The sequence below is a fragment of the Pseudomonas juntendi genome (assembly GCF_021560075.1).
Classification (GTDB): domain Bacteria; phylum Pseudomonadota; class Gammaproteobacteria; order Pseudomonadales; family Pseudomonadaceae; genus Aquipseudomonas; species Aquipseudomonas juntendi.
Window position 1 is genome coordinate 2,557,929 of the sequence record NZ_CP091088.1, and the last position, 12,999, is coordinate 2,570,927.

At 63.6% G+C, this 12,999-nt stretch carries 13 protein-coding genes; 8 read left to right on the top strand and 5 right to left on the bottom strand.

What is annotated here, in order from left to right; all coding sequences use genetic code 11:
* The first annotated feature begins 39 nt into the window (after positions 1-39).
* The 8 genes from pstC to L1P09_RS11935 all read left to right on the top strand — a co-directional run bounded on the left by pstC (position 40) and on the right by L1P09_RS11935 (position 8,982).
* Positions 40-1,008, top strand: a complete 969-nt coding sequence (gene pstC / locus L1P09_RS11900) for a phosphate ABC transporter permease subunit PstC (RefSeq protein ID WP_009681760.1) — start codon at positions 40-42, stop codon at positions 1,006-1,008.
* Positions 1,005-1,898, top strand: a complete 894-nt coding sequence (pstA, locus tag L1P09_RS11905) for a phosphate ABC transporter permease PstA (RefSeq protein ID WP_009681761.1) — start codon at positions 1,005-1,007, stop codon at positions 1,896-1,898. The genes pstC and pstA overlap by 4 nt, the downstream gene beginning before the upstream one ends.
* Before the next feature lie 78 nt (positions 1,899-1,976).
* Complete coding sequence (pstB, locus tag L1P09_RS11910) at positions 1,977-2,738, top strand: phosphate ABC transporter ATP-binding protein PstB (RefSeq protein ID WP_017148287.1); 762 nt, start codon at positions 1,977-1,979, stop codon at positions 2,736-2,738.
* A gap of 91 nt (positions 2,739-2,829) precedes the next feature.
* Entirely contained in the window at positions 2,830-3,528 is a 699-nt protein-coding gene (locus L1P09_RS11915) for a Fic family protein (RefSeq protein ID WP_054904404.1), read from the top strand.
* A complete protein-coding gene (locus L1P09_RS11920) occupies positions 3,528-4,166 on the top strand; it encodes an HAD family hydrolase (protein ID WP_223809593.1) in 639 nt (212 codons plus the stop codon). The genes L1P09_RS11915 and L1P09_RS11920 overlap by 1 nt, the downstream gene beginning before the upstream one ends.
* Before the next feature lie 462 nt (positions 4,167-4,628).
* Positions 4,629-5,816 (top strand): porin, encoded by a 1,188-nt coding sequence (locus tag L1P09_RS11925; RefSeq protein WP_235768890.1) that lies wholly within the window; start codon positions 4,629-4,631, stop codon positions 5,814-5,816.
* Between the two features lie 138 nt (positions 5,817-5,954).
* The gene (gene nosP / locus L1P09_RS11930) at positions 5,955-7,118 is read left to right on the top strand and encodes a nitric oxide-sensing protein NosP (RefSeq protein WP_009681767.1); all 1,164 of its coding nucleotides are present in this window, start codon (positions 5,955-5,957) and stop codon (positions 7,116-7,118) included.
* Positions 7,087-8,982 carry a PAS domain-containing hybrid sensor histidine kinase/response regulator gene (locus L1P09_RS11935; RefSeq protein ID WP_235768891.1) on the top strand — a complete coding sequence of 632 codons (1,896 nt, stop codon included), beginning with the start codon at positions 7,087-7,089 and terminating at the stop codon, positions 8,980-8,982. The genes nosP and L1P09_RS11935 overlap by 32 nt, the downstream gene beginning before the upstream one ends.
* 52 nt (positions 8,983-9,034) lie before the next feature.
* Here L1P09_RS11935 and L1P09_RS11940 read toward each other — a convergent pair whose 3' ends face one another.
* From L1P09_RS11940 to L1P09_RS11960, 5 genes are all read right to left on the bottom strand, one after another.
* The gene (locus L1P09_RS11940) at positions 9,035-9,700 is read right to left on the bottom strand and encodes a response regulator transcription factor (protein WP_009681769.1); all 666 of its coding nucleotides are present in this window, start codon (positions 9,698-9,700) and stop codon (positions 9,035-9,037) included.
* A gap of 58 nt (positions 9,701-9,758) precedes the next feature.
* Positions 9,759-10,319 carry a PQQ-dependent catabolism-associated CXXCW motif protein gene (locus L1P09_RS11945; RefSeq protein WP_047149590.1) on the bottom strand — a complete coding sequence of 187 codons (561 nt, stop codon included), beginning with the start codon at positions 10,317-10,319 and terminating at the stop codon, positions 9,759-9,761.
* A gap of 140 nt (positions 10,320-10,459) precedes the next feature.
* Positions 10,460-11,251, bottom strand: coding sequence for an ABC transporter permease (locus L1P09_RS11950; RefSeq protein WP_054906186.1), 792 nt, complete (start codon positions 11,249-11,251; stop codon positions 10,460-10,462).
* On the bottom strand, positions 11,248-11,988 hold the full coding sequence (locus L1P09_RS11955) for an ABC transporter ATP-binding protein (protein WP_192439992.1): 741 nt from the start codon (positions 11,986-11,988) through the stop codon (positions 11,248-11,250). The genes L1P09_RS11950 and L1P09_RS11955 overlap by 4 nt, the downstream gene beginning before the upstream one ends.
* The gene (locus tag L1P09_RS11960; RefSeq protein ID WP_192439993.1) at positions 11,985-12,974 is read right to left on the bottom strand and encodes a YVTN family beta-propeller repeat protein; all 990 of its coding nucleotides are present in this window, start codon (positions 12,972-12,974) and stop codon (positions 11,985-11,987) included. Before L1P09_RS11960 ends, L1P09_RS11955 begins: the two co-directional genes overlap by 4 nt.
* Positions 12,975-12,999 lie beyond the last annotated feature (25 nt).

A 12,999-nucleotide genomic window follows, 5' to 3' on the forward strand; every position in this document is an offset into this window, starting at 1 on the left:
CCATGCCGGGGGTGTTTGTCCCTTGTCCCGGAATACGCCATGAACACACCTTTTGCCATACCGGATAATCCCGATTCCGCGTGCCAGCCACCGTCTACGAAAGACTTTCTGGTCGACCGCACCTTCCGTGCGCTTGCCCGTATCGGGGTGGTGCTGGTACTGGCGCTGGTTTTCGCGCTGGTCTACGAAGTGGGCCGCAAGGCACTGCCAGGCATTGAAAAGCACGGTTTCGACGTGCTCCTGGGCAGTGTCTGGGACGTCAACCAAGGCAAGTACGGTATTCTGCCCGCGATCTGGGGTACGCTCTACAGCGCCTTCATCGCCCTGTTGATTGCCGGTTTCTTCGGCGTCAGCATGGCCATTTTCCTCACCCAGGATTTCCTTCCGGCCAGGCTTGCCGCGGTGTTCCGCACCATCGTCGAGCTGCTCGCCGCCATCCCCAGCGTGGTCTATGGCCTGTGGGGCATCTATGTGGTCATCCCGGCTATTCGCCCCCTGACCACCTGGTTGAACAGCGAGCTGGGCTGGATTCCGTTTTTTGGCACCTCCCTCAGCGGGCCCGGCCTGCTGCCGGCCGCACTGGTCCTGGCGATCATGATCCTGCCGACCATCGCTGCCGTTTCGCAAGACGCGCTGACCAGCGTGCCCATGAAAACCAAGCAGGCCGCCTACGGCATGGGCACCACGCACTGGGAGGCCATCCTGAAAGTGATGGTGCCTTCTGCGGCCACCGGTATCTTTGGCTCGCTGGTGCTGGGCCTTGGCCGGGCTCTGGGCGAAACCATGGCGCTGGCCATGCTGGTGGGCAATGCCAACACCATTTCCGTGTCCTTGTTCGCCCCGGCCAATACCCTGGCAGCGCTGCTGGCGCTGAACTTCCCGGAAGCCGGCCCGAACGAGATCGAAGTGCTGATGTATGCGGCACTGGTACTGATGTTCATCACCCTGCTGGTGAACGTGCTTGGCTCGATGATCATGCTCTACGCTCAGCGGGGGAATAAACAATGACCAACCTGACAACCCCTGCCGCCGCGCTGCCCAGCCTGCAGCGCCGGCTCGAAGGCCGCGCCTTGCGCAGCCTGGTGTTGACCATCCTGGCCTGGTTGGCCGCGTTGCTGGCCAGTGTGCCGCTGATTTCCGTGCTGTACATGCTGATCACCCGCGGCGGTGCCCGCCTGAACCTGGAAGTGTTCACCGAACTGCCGCCGACGGGGTTCGAGATGGGCGGCGGCTTCGGCAACGCCATGGCCGGTACCTTCGTCATGGTCGGCATCGCTGCTGCCATCGCGGTGCCGGTGGGTATCCTGGCCGCGGTGTTCCTTGCCGAGCTGGGCCCGGACAGCAAGCTGGCCAACGCTGCAAGGTTTGCCGCCAAGATGCTCACCGGCCTGCCATCGATCCTGGCCGGTGTGTTTGCCTACGCCCTGGTGGTGATGACTACCGGCACCTATTCGGCACCGGCAGGCGGGGTGGCACTGGCGGTGCTGATGCTGCCCATCGTGGTACTGACCGCCGAAGAGGCGATGAAGATGGTCCCCAAGATCATGAAGGACGCTGCCTACGGCATGGGCTGCACCCGTGCCCAGGTCATCTGCAAGATCGTGCTGCCCACCGGCTTGCCGGCCATTCTCACCGGCGTGATGCTGGCCGTGGCCCGTGCCGCAGGTGAAACCGCGCCCTTGCTGTTCACCGCGCTGTTCAGCAACTACTGGATCTACCACAACGGCGACCTGGCGGTAATGAACCCCACTGCCTCGCTGGCGGTGCTGATCTACAACTTCTCCGGCATGCCGTTCGACAACCAGCTTGAGCTCGCCTGGGCGGCCTCGCTGGTGCTGGTCATGATCGTGCTGGTCATCAACATCCTTAGCCGTGTATTCGGCAAGCCCAAGTATTGAGAACAGGGAGCATCCATCTTGAACGTATCCACCGCACAACGTGCCGCTCCCGTGGCCAGCGAAGCCACCCCCATCGTCATGGACTGCAAGCTGGACAAGATTTTCTACGGCAACTTCATGGCCGTGCGCGACAGCCATGTGCCGATCCGCAAGAACGAGATTACCGGCTTCATTGGGCCGTCCGGCTGCGGCAAGAGCACCGTGCTGCGTAGCCTGAACCGCATGAACGACCTGGTGAAAGGCTTCCGCTTCGAGGGCCACGTGCACTTCCTGGGCCAGGATGTGTATGGCAAGGGCGTAGACCCGGTAGTGGTGCGCCGCTATATCGGCATGGTGTTCCAGCAGCCCAACCCGTTTTCCATGAGCATTTTCGACAACGTTGCCTTTGGCCTGCGCCTGAACCGCTACAAAGGGGACCTGGGCGACCGCGTGAAACACGCCCTGCAAGGCGCTGCGCTGTGGGACGAAGTGAAGGACAAGCTCAAGGTCAGCGGCCTGTCGTTGTCCGGCGGCCAGCAGCAGCGCCTGTGTATCGCCCGGGCCATCGCCACCGAGCCGGAAGTGCTGCTGCTGGACGAGCCGTGCTCGGCACTCGACCCCATTGCCACCCGCCGCGTGGAAGAGCTGATGGTCGAGCTGAAGAAGGACTACACCATCGCCCTGGTGACCCACAACATGCAGCAGGCGATTCGCGTTGCCGACACCACGGCGTTCTTCTCGGTGGACATTTCCCAGGGGACCCGTACCGGCTACCTGGTCGAGATGGGGCCGACCGCGCAGATCTTCCAGAACCCGCGTGAACAACTGACCAGTGACTATATCAGCGGCAAGTTCAGCTGAACCATCGCTGTACAAGGGGGCGGTGCTGCAACCAGGGAGGTGGCAGCACCGCCCGCACAACCTTTGGTTAAAGTGTTACCCAGGATTTCCAATGCAACCGATGTGTCGATTAGATCTGTCTGCGGTAGAGCGCGCTCTGCGCGAGGTGCAGGGCCGTTTTGCCGAGCTGAGCCAACACTTCACCGAACCGCGGGACCCGTTCACCGACGAGGTGCTGCTGAATGTGGTTGAAGGCTACGCGCTGATTGACGACTATGTCGCTCGCGGAATAGACCTGTTCGACCTGCAACAGCTGAACCTGATGCTGGAAATCAATGCCACGGTGCTGTGTGGCCGTGACCCGGCCCGGCGCGTGGAGTTCGCGGCGCACCTGGCGGCGACCGAAGCGCATTTTTTCAACAATGTGGAAGGTGGCATCAAGGACTTGCACAACTGGTATTGCGCCTACCGCAGCGATTCGATCTGGAAGCGGGCAGCCGGTGTGTACGTACGTATCCTCAGCAAGCCACAGCTGTTCATCGAAGGTAACAACCGCACCGGCTCGCTCATCGTCAGTTACCTGCTGATGCGTGCCGGGCTGCCGCCATTCGTGCTGTCGCTGGACAACGCCGAGGGCTACTTCAACCCGTCCTCGGTCATACGTAATTCCGCCAAACACGGTGTCAAGGCTTTGTACGAACTGCCCAAGATCAAGAAAAAGTACGCCGCGTTCCTCGAGGCCAAGGCGCCTGCGCCCGGCAAGTTCTTCCTGGGCGCCACCGCGGTGCCTGTTTGCGCGGGGGGGCGCTGATGCAACCGTTCACCCTGATAGAGCGCGGGCGGCAGGCCATCGAGCGCAAGCTCAAGCGTGGCCAGGTGCGCATTTCGTTCGATATCGACGACACCCTGGCCTGCCAGCCTGAGCACGCGGCTGCCGAGCACAGCAGGTTGCCGGGCTTCGTCCACCGCTGGCTCGGTGAGCCCCTGCGCAGCGGTACCCGCGAGCTGATTCGCGACCTGCGCCGCCAGGGCTGCAGCATCTGGATCTATACCTCGTCCGGGCGCACCCCAGCGTACATCCGCCGCTGGTTGCTGCTGTACGGCATTCATGTCGACGGGGTGGTCAACAGTGACCGCCACCAGCACATACTGGCGCGGAATGGGCTGGCGCATTCCCCGTCCAAACTGCCTTCGGCCTTCGATATCGACCTGCATGTGGATGACTCCGAAGGCGTGCGGCTGGAAGGCGTGGACCATGGTTTCCGCGTTGTGGTGGTGTGCCCGCAGGACAAGCACTGGGCGCAGAAGGTCAAGGCCGCAGCGGTGGACGTGCAGGCCCGCCTGGCCCGGCAGCAGCCGCACCGCTACGAAGCGCCTGTGAGATCGAGCGCCGCCCGCGCGGCGCAATCGCGAGCTGCGCTCGCTCCTACGTTTGTTTCGGGCCAGTAACGCCTGTGACAGGCGCGCGCGGCCGCCTTGTTTGTACGGCGCGATATTGAGGCATGCACCAAGGCGTTCGCGCGCGAATCCCACAGGAATAATTGGCCCGAAACAAACGTAGGAGCGAGCGCAGCTCGCGATTGCGCCGCGCGGGCGGCGCTCGCTCTAACAGGCGCTGCCATACCTTGTGGCAAACACCTGTCAGCCCTAAGGCGATCCCAGTGGGAGCTGGCTTGCCGGCGATGGGCCGCAAGGCGGCCCCGGTTCATTCAGGCGTATTGATACCCGCCTGCCACGCCTGCCTACACCCTAAGTCTTGCCCCCCCGACCCCAGCAGGTCCCAAGACCAAATCACCGCGCCACACCCTCCGCTCCAAAGCACCCGCCAACCCACGCCAAAGCAGCGTTCCGGGTGGCCTGCCGGCTTCTGATAATCGCCTCCGACATCCTGTCCCCCGTTTGGAGCGCGCCATGCACAACAACAAAAAGCACCTGCCGCCTCGTTTTCTCGCTGCTGCCTTCGCCAGTGTTTCCGCCTTGGGCCTGAGTGGTGCCGCCGAGGCCGAGATCATGCTGTACGACACGGACCAGACGACATTCTCTACCGATGGCTACATCAACGCCTTCTATGTCAACAGCAAGGTCGACCGCGAGGGCGAGCAGTTCGATCGGCGCCAGTCGCGGGTGAAGATGGGCTTTTTGCCCAACTACATCGGTTTCAACATGGGCAAGCAGGTAGACGACCTGAAACTCGGCGCGCGGGCGTCGTTCTGGGTCACCATCAACGACAGCGAAACCAACGGCACCGATACCGCCATCGACGTGCGCCAGTTCTACGGCACGGTGGCCAACCCTGAGTGGGGCGAAGTGCTGATAGGCAAGGACTTTGGCCTGTTCGCGCGCTCCAACATCCTGTTGGACGAGCTGCTGGCCGGTTATGGCCAGGTCAGTGACACGCTGGGCCTGGTGGATGGCGGCGGGGTGTCGTTCGGCAACATCGGCAGCGGTTACCCCTATCCGTTTCCCACCTCGCAGATCACCTACCGCACGCCGGTGATGGACGGCCTGCGCGTGGCGGTCGGCATCATGGACCCCGTGGATACCAACGACAGCAGCCCGACCGGCAAGGCCTACCAGGAAAACCCACGCACCGAGAGCGAAATCACCTACCAGTTCGACCTGGCGGGGGCGCAGATCTACAGCTGGGTCAACGGCAGCTACCAGACCTCGGACAACACCGACTCGACGGTCCAGTCCGTCACCTCCAAGGGGGTCGGCTATGGGGTGCAGGCGAAGCTGGGCGGCTGGTCATTGACCGGCTCTGGGTTCCAGGCCAAGGGCATCAACCCGTTCTTCACCAATAACGCGGGCGAGCCGGTGTTGCGTAATGTGGACAGCGACGGCTACCTGTTACAGGGCTCCTACAAGTTCGGCAAAAACCGCGTGGCGCTGTCGTATGGCAAGACCAAGGACGATGGCAACGGTGCGGTGGGCAGCGGTGCCGACTACAAGACCCGTGGGGTGGCGTTGTTCCATGACGTCAACGACAACCTCAAGCTGGTGGCCGAGTACAACCAGTTCTCCATCGATGGGCATGAGGGCAGTGCGCAGAATGAAGACACCGATACCTTGGCTGTGGGCGCGGTGCTGACCTGGTAAGCACGGGGCGGCAAGGCAGGCGCAGGTGAAGCTGGCACTTACACCCTTGGAACCGCCCACCCGCTACCCAAGTAGCATTCGCCCCACGTACCCGTCTTCGTACACTGCACCTTCAGCCGCCCTGCGCCGGAGACTTTGATGCAACAGGCCCTCAACGACGGTGTGCTCAGCGCCATGTCCCAGGCCACCGATGCCCGGTTGGCCGCCCAGGACCTGGCGCGACAGCTCCTGCACCCCCACCTGGGCCTGGTGCTGTTTTTCTGTTCTGCCGAATACAACCTGCAGGAACTGGCCCAGGCGTTGGAACAGGGGTTTGGCGGCATCCGCCTGGTGGGCTGCACCAGTGCCGGCGAAATCACCCCGCAGGGGTACGGCCGCAACTGCGTGACCGCGCTGGGCTTCGATCACCGGCACTTTTCCATCGCCACCGGGCTGATCGACGAAATGGAGCACTTCAGCCTCATCGATGCGCAACAGATGGTCGAGCGCCTGGTCGGCACCTGCCGCAGCAATTCGTTGGCGCCGATCAAGGGCCACAGCTTTGCCCTGACCCTGCTCGATGGGCTGTCCAGCCGGGAGGAAATGGTCCTCGCTGCCCTTAGCGCGGCGTTGGGCGACATCCCGCACTTCGGCGGTTCGGCCGGCGACGACAACTACCTCAACCGCACGCATGTCTACCACGGCGGCGCCTTCCACAGCGGCGCAGCGGTGGTGGTGCTGGTCAACACCTGGCTCGACTTCGAAGTGTTCACCACCCATCACATCCAGCCGCGCCAGGAAAAACTGGTGGTCACTGGCGCCGACAGCGGCCAGCGCCGGGTATTCGAGCTGAATGCCGAACCCGCTGCCGAGGAATATGCCCGGCTCATCGGTGTGCCGGTGGCGGCGCTCGATTACCGGGTGTTCGCCGCGCACCCGTTGGCCGTGCGCATTCACGACCAGTACTACATGCGCGCCGTCCAGCGTGTGCACGATGACTTGAGCCTGAGTTTCTACTGTGCTGTGGAGAACGGCATCGTGCTCACGGCCATGACCCCAGGGCCGTTGCTGCCGAACCTGCATGAGCTGTTCGACGGCCTGCACCAGCGCCTGGGCCCGCTGTTGTTGACCATCGGTTGCGACTGCTTCCTGCGGCGTCTGGAACTGGAGGGGCAACACAGCCTGGAACTGGTGGGGGCGTTTCTGCGCGAGCAACGGGTGATCGGGTTCAACACCTACGGAGAACAGTTCAATGGCATGCATATCAACCAGACCTTCACCGGCGTCGCCATTGCCCGCAACCGGCCTCCTGTCGGTCGCTGACCTGCAGGCCGAGGTGGCCCGGCTGCAGCAGCAGAACCATAAGCTGCAGCGCATCAATGGTGCGCTGATCGAACGTGTCGAGTCCGGGGTCACCCGCGGCAACGACCCGTACGCGGCGTTTCAGCATTCGGTGGTGCTGGCCGAGCAGGTGCGCGAGCGCACCGATGCGCTGAGCCAGGCCATGGCCGAGTTGAAGGCGGTGAACCACCTGCTCAGCGAGGCCCGGCAGCGGGCCGAGACCGCGCACCAGCACCAGATTCGCCTGATCACCGACAACGTTCCGGCGTTGATCGCCTACCTCAATGCCGACCTGGTCTATGAATTCACCAACAAGGTGTATGAGGAATGGTACTGCTGGCCGCGTGGCGTGATGCTGGGGCAAAGCCTGCGCGAGGCCCACAGCGAACAGCACTACCAACGCCTCGAGGCCTATGTGACGCGGGCATTGGCGGGCGAGAGCGTGACCTTCGAGTTTGCCGAAACCAACATCAAGGGCCAGGAGCGCTACATGCTGCGCTCCTATGTCCCCAACCGCCTGGCCAGCGGCGAGGTGGTGGGTATCTTCGTGTTGATCCGCGATATCACCGAGCGGCGCAATACCGCGCAGGCATTGCACCAGGCCTATCAGCACCTGGAGCAGCGGGTGCGTGAGCGCACGGCGGAGCTGACCAGCCTCAACGACCAGTTGCTGCGGGAAATCGAAGAGCGCAGCCAGGCGCAAGCGCGGCTGCGCGAAGCCAAGCGCGAGGCCGAACAGGCCAACCTGTCGAAAACCAAGTTTCTGGCTGCGGTCAGCCATGATTTGCTGCAACCGCTGAATGCGGCGCGGCTGTTCACCAGCGCGTTGCTGGAAAGCCGCGAACCGCAGCAAAGTGCCCAGTTGGTCCGCAATGTCAGCAACTCGCTGGAGGATGTGGAGAGCCTGCTGGGCACCCTGGTCGACATTTCCAAACTTGATGCGGGCGTGATCAAGGCCGATATCGCGCCTTTCGCGCTCAGCGAGCTGCTGGACAACCTGGCGGCCGAATATGCCCAGGTCGCGCGTAGCGAGGGCCTGGCCCTGCATTTCGTGGGGTGTTCGGCGGTGGTGCGCAGTGATATCCAGCTGTTGGCGCGCATTCTGCGCAACCTGCTCAGCAATGCCATCCGTTACACCCGCAGCGGGCGGGTGGTGCTGGGTTGCCGGCGCCTGCGTGGCGGCTTGCGGATCGAGGTGTGGGACAGCGGCATCGGCATCGCCGAAGAACACCTGGAGGAAATGTTCCAGGAGTTCCGGCGCGGTGATGTGCAGCGCCCTGAGCAGGATCGCGGGCTGGGCCTGGGCCTGGCGATCGTGGAGAAGATCGCCGGTATCCTGGGCCATCGCATCCGCGTGCGGTCATGGCTGGGCAAGGGATCGGTGTTTGCCGTCGAGGTCCCGTTGAGCACCGTTGCGCCCAAGGCGCAGCCGAGCCAGCCTCTGTGCGAGCCGATGTTCGAACGCCTGCGTGGTGCGCAAGTCTGGGTGCTGGACAACGATGCGGCCATTTGTGCCGGCATGCGCACGCTGCTCGAAGGCTGGGGGTGCAAGGTGATCACCGCGCTGTCGGAGGAAGACCTGGCGCGCCAGGTGGACAATTACCACGCCGAGGCCAACCTGCTGATTGCCGACTACCACCTGGACAATGACTGCAACGGCCTCGACGCGGTGGCGCGGATCAATGCCCGCCGCACCCAGCCGCTACCGGCGCTGATGATCACGGCCAACTACAGCAACGACCTCAAGCAGCAGATCCGTGAGCTGGGCCATACCCTGATGCACAAGCCGGTGCGGCCGTTGAAATTGAAGACTGCAATGAGCCATTTGCTGGGCACCCAAGGCTAGGGCCGGGTGTGCTATGGGGGCTGCAACGCGGCCCCCATGAAGCTGGAGACGGTCAGCGCCGCAGGTAGTCTGCGAAGTCGATATCGCCCGCACTGAGAATGGCCTGCACGCGGTTGTGCACATTGAGCTTGCGCAAGATCGCCGACACATGCGCCTTGACCGTGGTCTCGGCGATATCCAGGGTGTAGGCAATCTGCTTGTTCGATTCCCCCTTGGTCATGCGTTCCAGTACCAGCAACTGCTTGCGGGTCAAGGCCTGGAGCATTTCCGGCGGGAAGCTCGGCGCATCGTTCTGGCGCCGGCCGGTGCTGCTTTTCTGCGCGCGGATGATGTCGGGCGGCAGGTAGACATTACCGTTGAGGATCTGCTCGATCGCCTCGATCATCTGTGCCCGCGGCGAGGACTTGGTGATGAAGCCCACCGCGCCGTAGGTGATGGCCTGCAGCACGATCTGTTTCTCCTGTTCGGCCGACACGATCACCACCGGCGTGGTCGGTGCTTCGTTGCGCAGGGTGATCAGGCCGTTGAGGCCGTGCATGCCGGGCATGTTCAGGTCGAGCAGGATCAGGTCGAGGTCGTCATGCGCCTGGGTCAGCGCCAGGGCGCTGTCCAGGTCGGCGGTTTCCATGACCTCGCTGCCTTGGAACCCATCGCTGATGACGTTGTGGATGGCTTCGCGAAACAGGGGGTGATCGTCGGCAATCAGAATTTTGTACATGGCCTTTTCACCTTGTTTTTATTGGATGGAGCAGGGCACGCAGTGGCAGTTGAACAGATCAGGGCAAAGGCACCGGTTGCGCCGGCTGCAGCGGCAGGTTGGCCTGCTGCCACGCGTCAACGCCGTCGCGGTACCAGTACAGGTTGTGGTAACCCAGGGCTTTAGCGCGTTTTACCGCGTTCCAGCTCAGCCAGCAATCGGCGCGGCAGTAGAACACCACAGGCTGGTCGGGGTGCCCGGCGGTGGCGCTTTGCAGGTTGTGCGCAAAGTACGCCTGCCAGGCCGGGCTCAGCTCGCCATCGCCGGTGTTGGCCAGCCACAGGCTGCCGGGAAGGTTGGCGTGCGGCTCGTCTTCGATGAAGCGGCCCTGCAGCCACTGGCGGCGGTACACGTCGATCAGTACCGGCCGCGGCTGCTGGCTGAGCAGGCGTTGCAATGTGGCGGTGTCTACCACCTGGCCGCCGTCGACCTGCGCTGGGGTCGGGCTGCGGTAAAGGGTGATGCGGTAACCGTCGGCAGAGAACAGCGGCGCCGTGTCGGCCTGGGCGGTGCCCAGCGTCAGGCTCATTGAAAGTGCCGCCAGCAAGGGGCGTGGCAGCCGGGGCAGGGCACATGGCATGGGGTTCTTCCTTTTTGTTATGAACCCATTACATGCCAGTAGCGGTGCTTTGTGAATGCGACGATAGACAGTAAATGCAGTACTAAAGTAGTAGATGGCTTAGCGCCGCCCGTCAGCCTGGGCCGCGCCAGGCCACAGGATCATCGCGGCTTGCGCAACGCTGCGTGCTGGGGGTTGAAGGTGGCAATCGCCAGCAGCGTGAACAGCACCGTCAAGCCCAAGCACACCGCCAGCGCCAACAGGTTCAGGCGCTGGTACAAGGCAAACCGCACCAGCTCCACGGCATGGGTGAACGGGTTCACCGCGCACAGCCAGTACAGCCACTCGCTGGCTTCGCGCATCTTCCACAGTGGGTACAGCGCCGAAGACAGGAAAAACAGTGGGAAGATCACGAAATTCATCACCCCGGCAAAGTTCTCCAGCTGGCGGATGGCGTTCGACAGCAGCAGCCCCAGGGCACTGAGCATGAACGCCACCAGCAGCAGCGCCGGCAGTGCCAGCAGCAACCCCACCGCCGGCGGTTGCACACCGTACACCCAGGCAATGGCGAGGAACGCGTACACCTGCAGCAGGGAAATGAGCGAGGTCGCCAGCAACTTGCTGGCCAACAGGAACGGCCGCGGCAGGGGGCTGGTCAGCAGCACGCGCATGCTGCCCATTTCCCGGTCATAGACCATCGACAAGGACCCTTGCATGCCGTTGAACAGCAGGATCATGCAGGCCAGCCCCGGGATGATGTACACCTCGTAGGGGATGTAGGTGTCGTACGGCTCGATGATGGCGATGCCCAGCGCTGCCCGAAAGCCGGCGGCGAACACCAGCAACCACAGCAACGGGCGCACCAGGGCACTGAGCAGGCGCGTGCGCTGCAATACGAAGCGCAGCCATTCGCGCAGCATGATGCCGTTGAAACACTGCCAGTAGGCGTTCATCGGGTGTGGGCTCCTGAAGGCTGCCGGGTCAGGTGGGCAAAGGCATGGTCCAGGTCGCCGCCGTGCTGCAGGCTCAGGGCATCGGCGGTACCGCTGGCCACCAGGCGCCCTTGATGGAGAATCAGCAGGTCGTCGCTAGGCTGCACTTCGTCCAGCAGGTGGGTGGTCCACAGCACACTCAACTGCTGCTCGCGGCACAGCTGCCGCACGTGCTGGTTGAGTGCCAGGCGGCTGGCCGGGTCGAGGCCGACGCTGGCCTCGTCCAGCAGCAGCAGGCGTGGCTCGTGCAGCAGCGCACGGGCGATTTCCACCCGCCGGCGGTGGCCGATATTCAGCTCGCGCACGCTGTGGTGGCGGCGCTCGCCCAGGCCCTGGCGCGCCAGCTCGGCCTCTACCCGCTGGTTGCCGTGGCGCCGTGACAGGCCATGCAGGGCGGCGTGGTAGCGCAGGTTCTGCTCCACGCTCAGGTCCAGGTCCAGGGTGCTCTGCTGGAACACCACGCCCATCTGCCGCAGCGCCGGGCGCGGGGTGTCGCGCAACGAGCAGCCGCACACCCGGATATCGCCGTGCTGCAGGTCGTACAGGCGGGTCAGCAGGGCGATCAGGGTCGACTTGCCGGCGCCATTGGGGCCCAGCAACGCGGCAAAACGGCCCGGTGCCAGGCTGAAACCGACCTGCCGCAGCGCCTCGCGCTGGCCGTAGGCGAAGCTCACATCGGCCACCTCGAGGGCGTTCATGGGGTGACCACCACGCCCCAAGGGTAGCGCCCGACTTTCACCGATTTGAGCACCTTGAGGTCCTGCGTATCGATTACCGATACATCGCCGCTGACCCCGTTGGTGGCCAGCAAGCGGCGCTGGTCGGGGGAGAACGCCAACTGCCAGACCCGCCGCCCGACCAGCAGGTAATCGAGCACCTCGTAGGTCTTGGCATCGATCACCGCCACATGGTTGGCCGGGCCCAGGGCGACGAAGGCATACTTGCCGTCCGCGCTGAGCTTGATTCCCACCGGCTGGACCTTGTCCGGGTGCACGCCCTTGATCTGGAAGTTCAGGGTTTTCAGCACCTGGCGCGTGGCAACGTCAAGGACAGTCACCGTGCCGCCGATTTCCGCCGAGGCCCACAGCCTGGAACCGTCCTGGCTGAATTCGACGAAGCGCGGGCGCTGGTCGACCAGGGTGCTGTCGGCCAGGGTCTGGGTGCTGGTGTCGATCCAGTGCAACATGTTGGTGGTTTCGCTGGTATTGACCGCCCATTTGCCATCGGGGCTGACGGCCATGCCTTCAGGTTCGATACCAACATCGATCTGCCCCAGTACCTGGTCGGTCACGGTGTCGATCACGGTCACCAGCGCATCGTCTTCGTTGGAAACGTACAGCCAGCGGTCGTTGGGGTGCAGGGCGAACTGCTCGGGGTCCTTGCCAGAGGGCAGTTCCTTGATGATCTTGCGGGTGGCCACGTCCATCACCTGTACCCGGTCGGAATCGCTGGCGCAGATGTACAGCAGCTTGTTGTCATGCGACAGCAGCAGACCCCGAGGGCGTTGCCCGACTGCAAGGGTTTCGGTGACCTCCAGGGTCTTCAGGTCGATCAGGCTGAGGCTGTTGTCCTTTTCGTTGGACACCCAGGCAGTGGCGGCCAGCGCATGCCCGCAGGCCAGCGCCAGGGCGCCCGTCAGCAGGCTGGGGTAGAGCAGGGCGCGGGAAAGCAGAGGGCGGCGCATGGCGTATTCCTTATTGTTGTGGTTG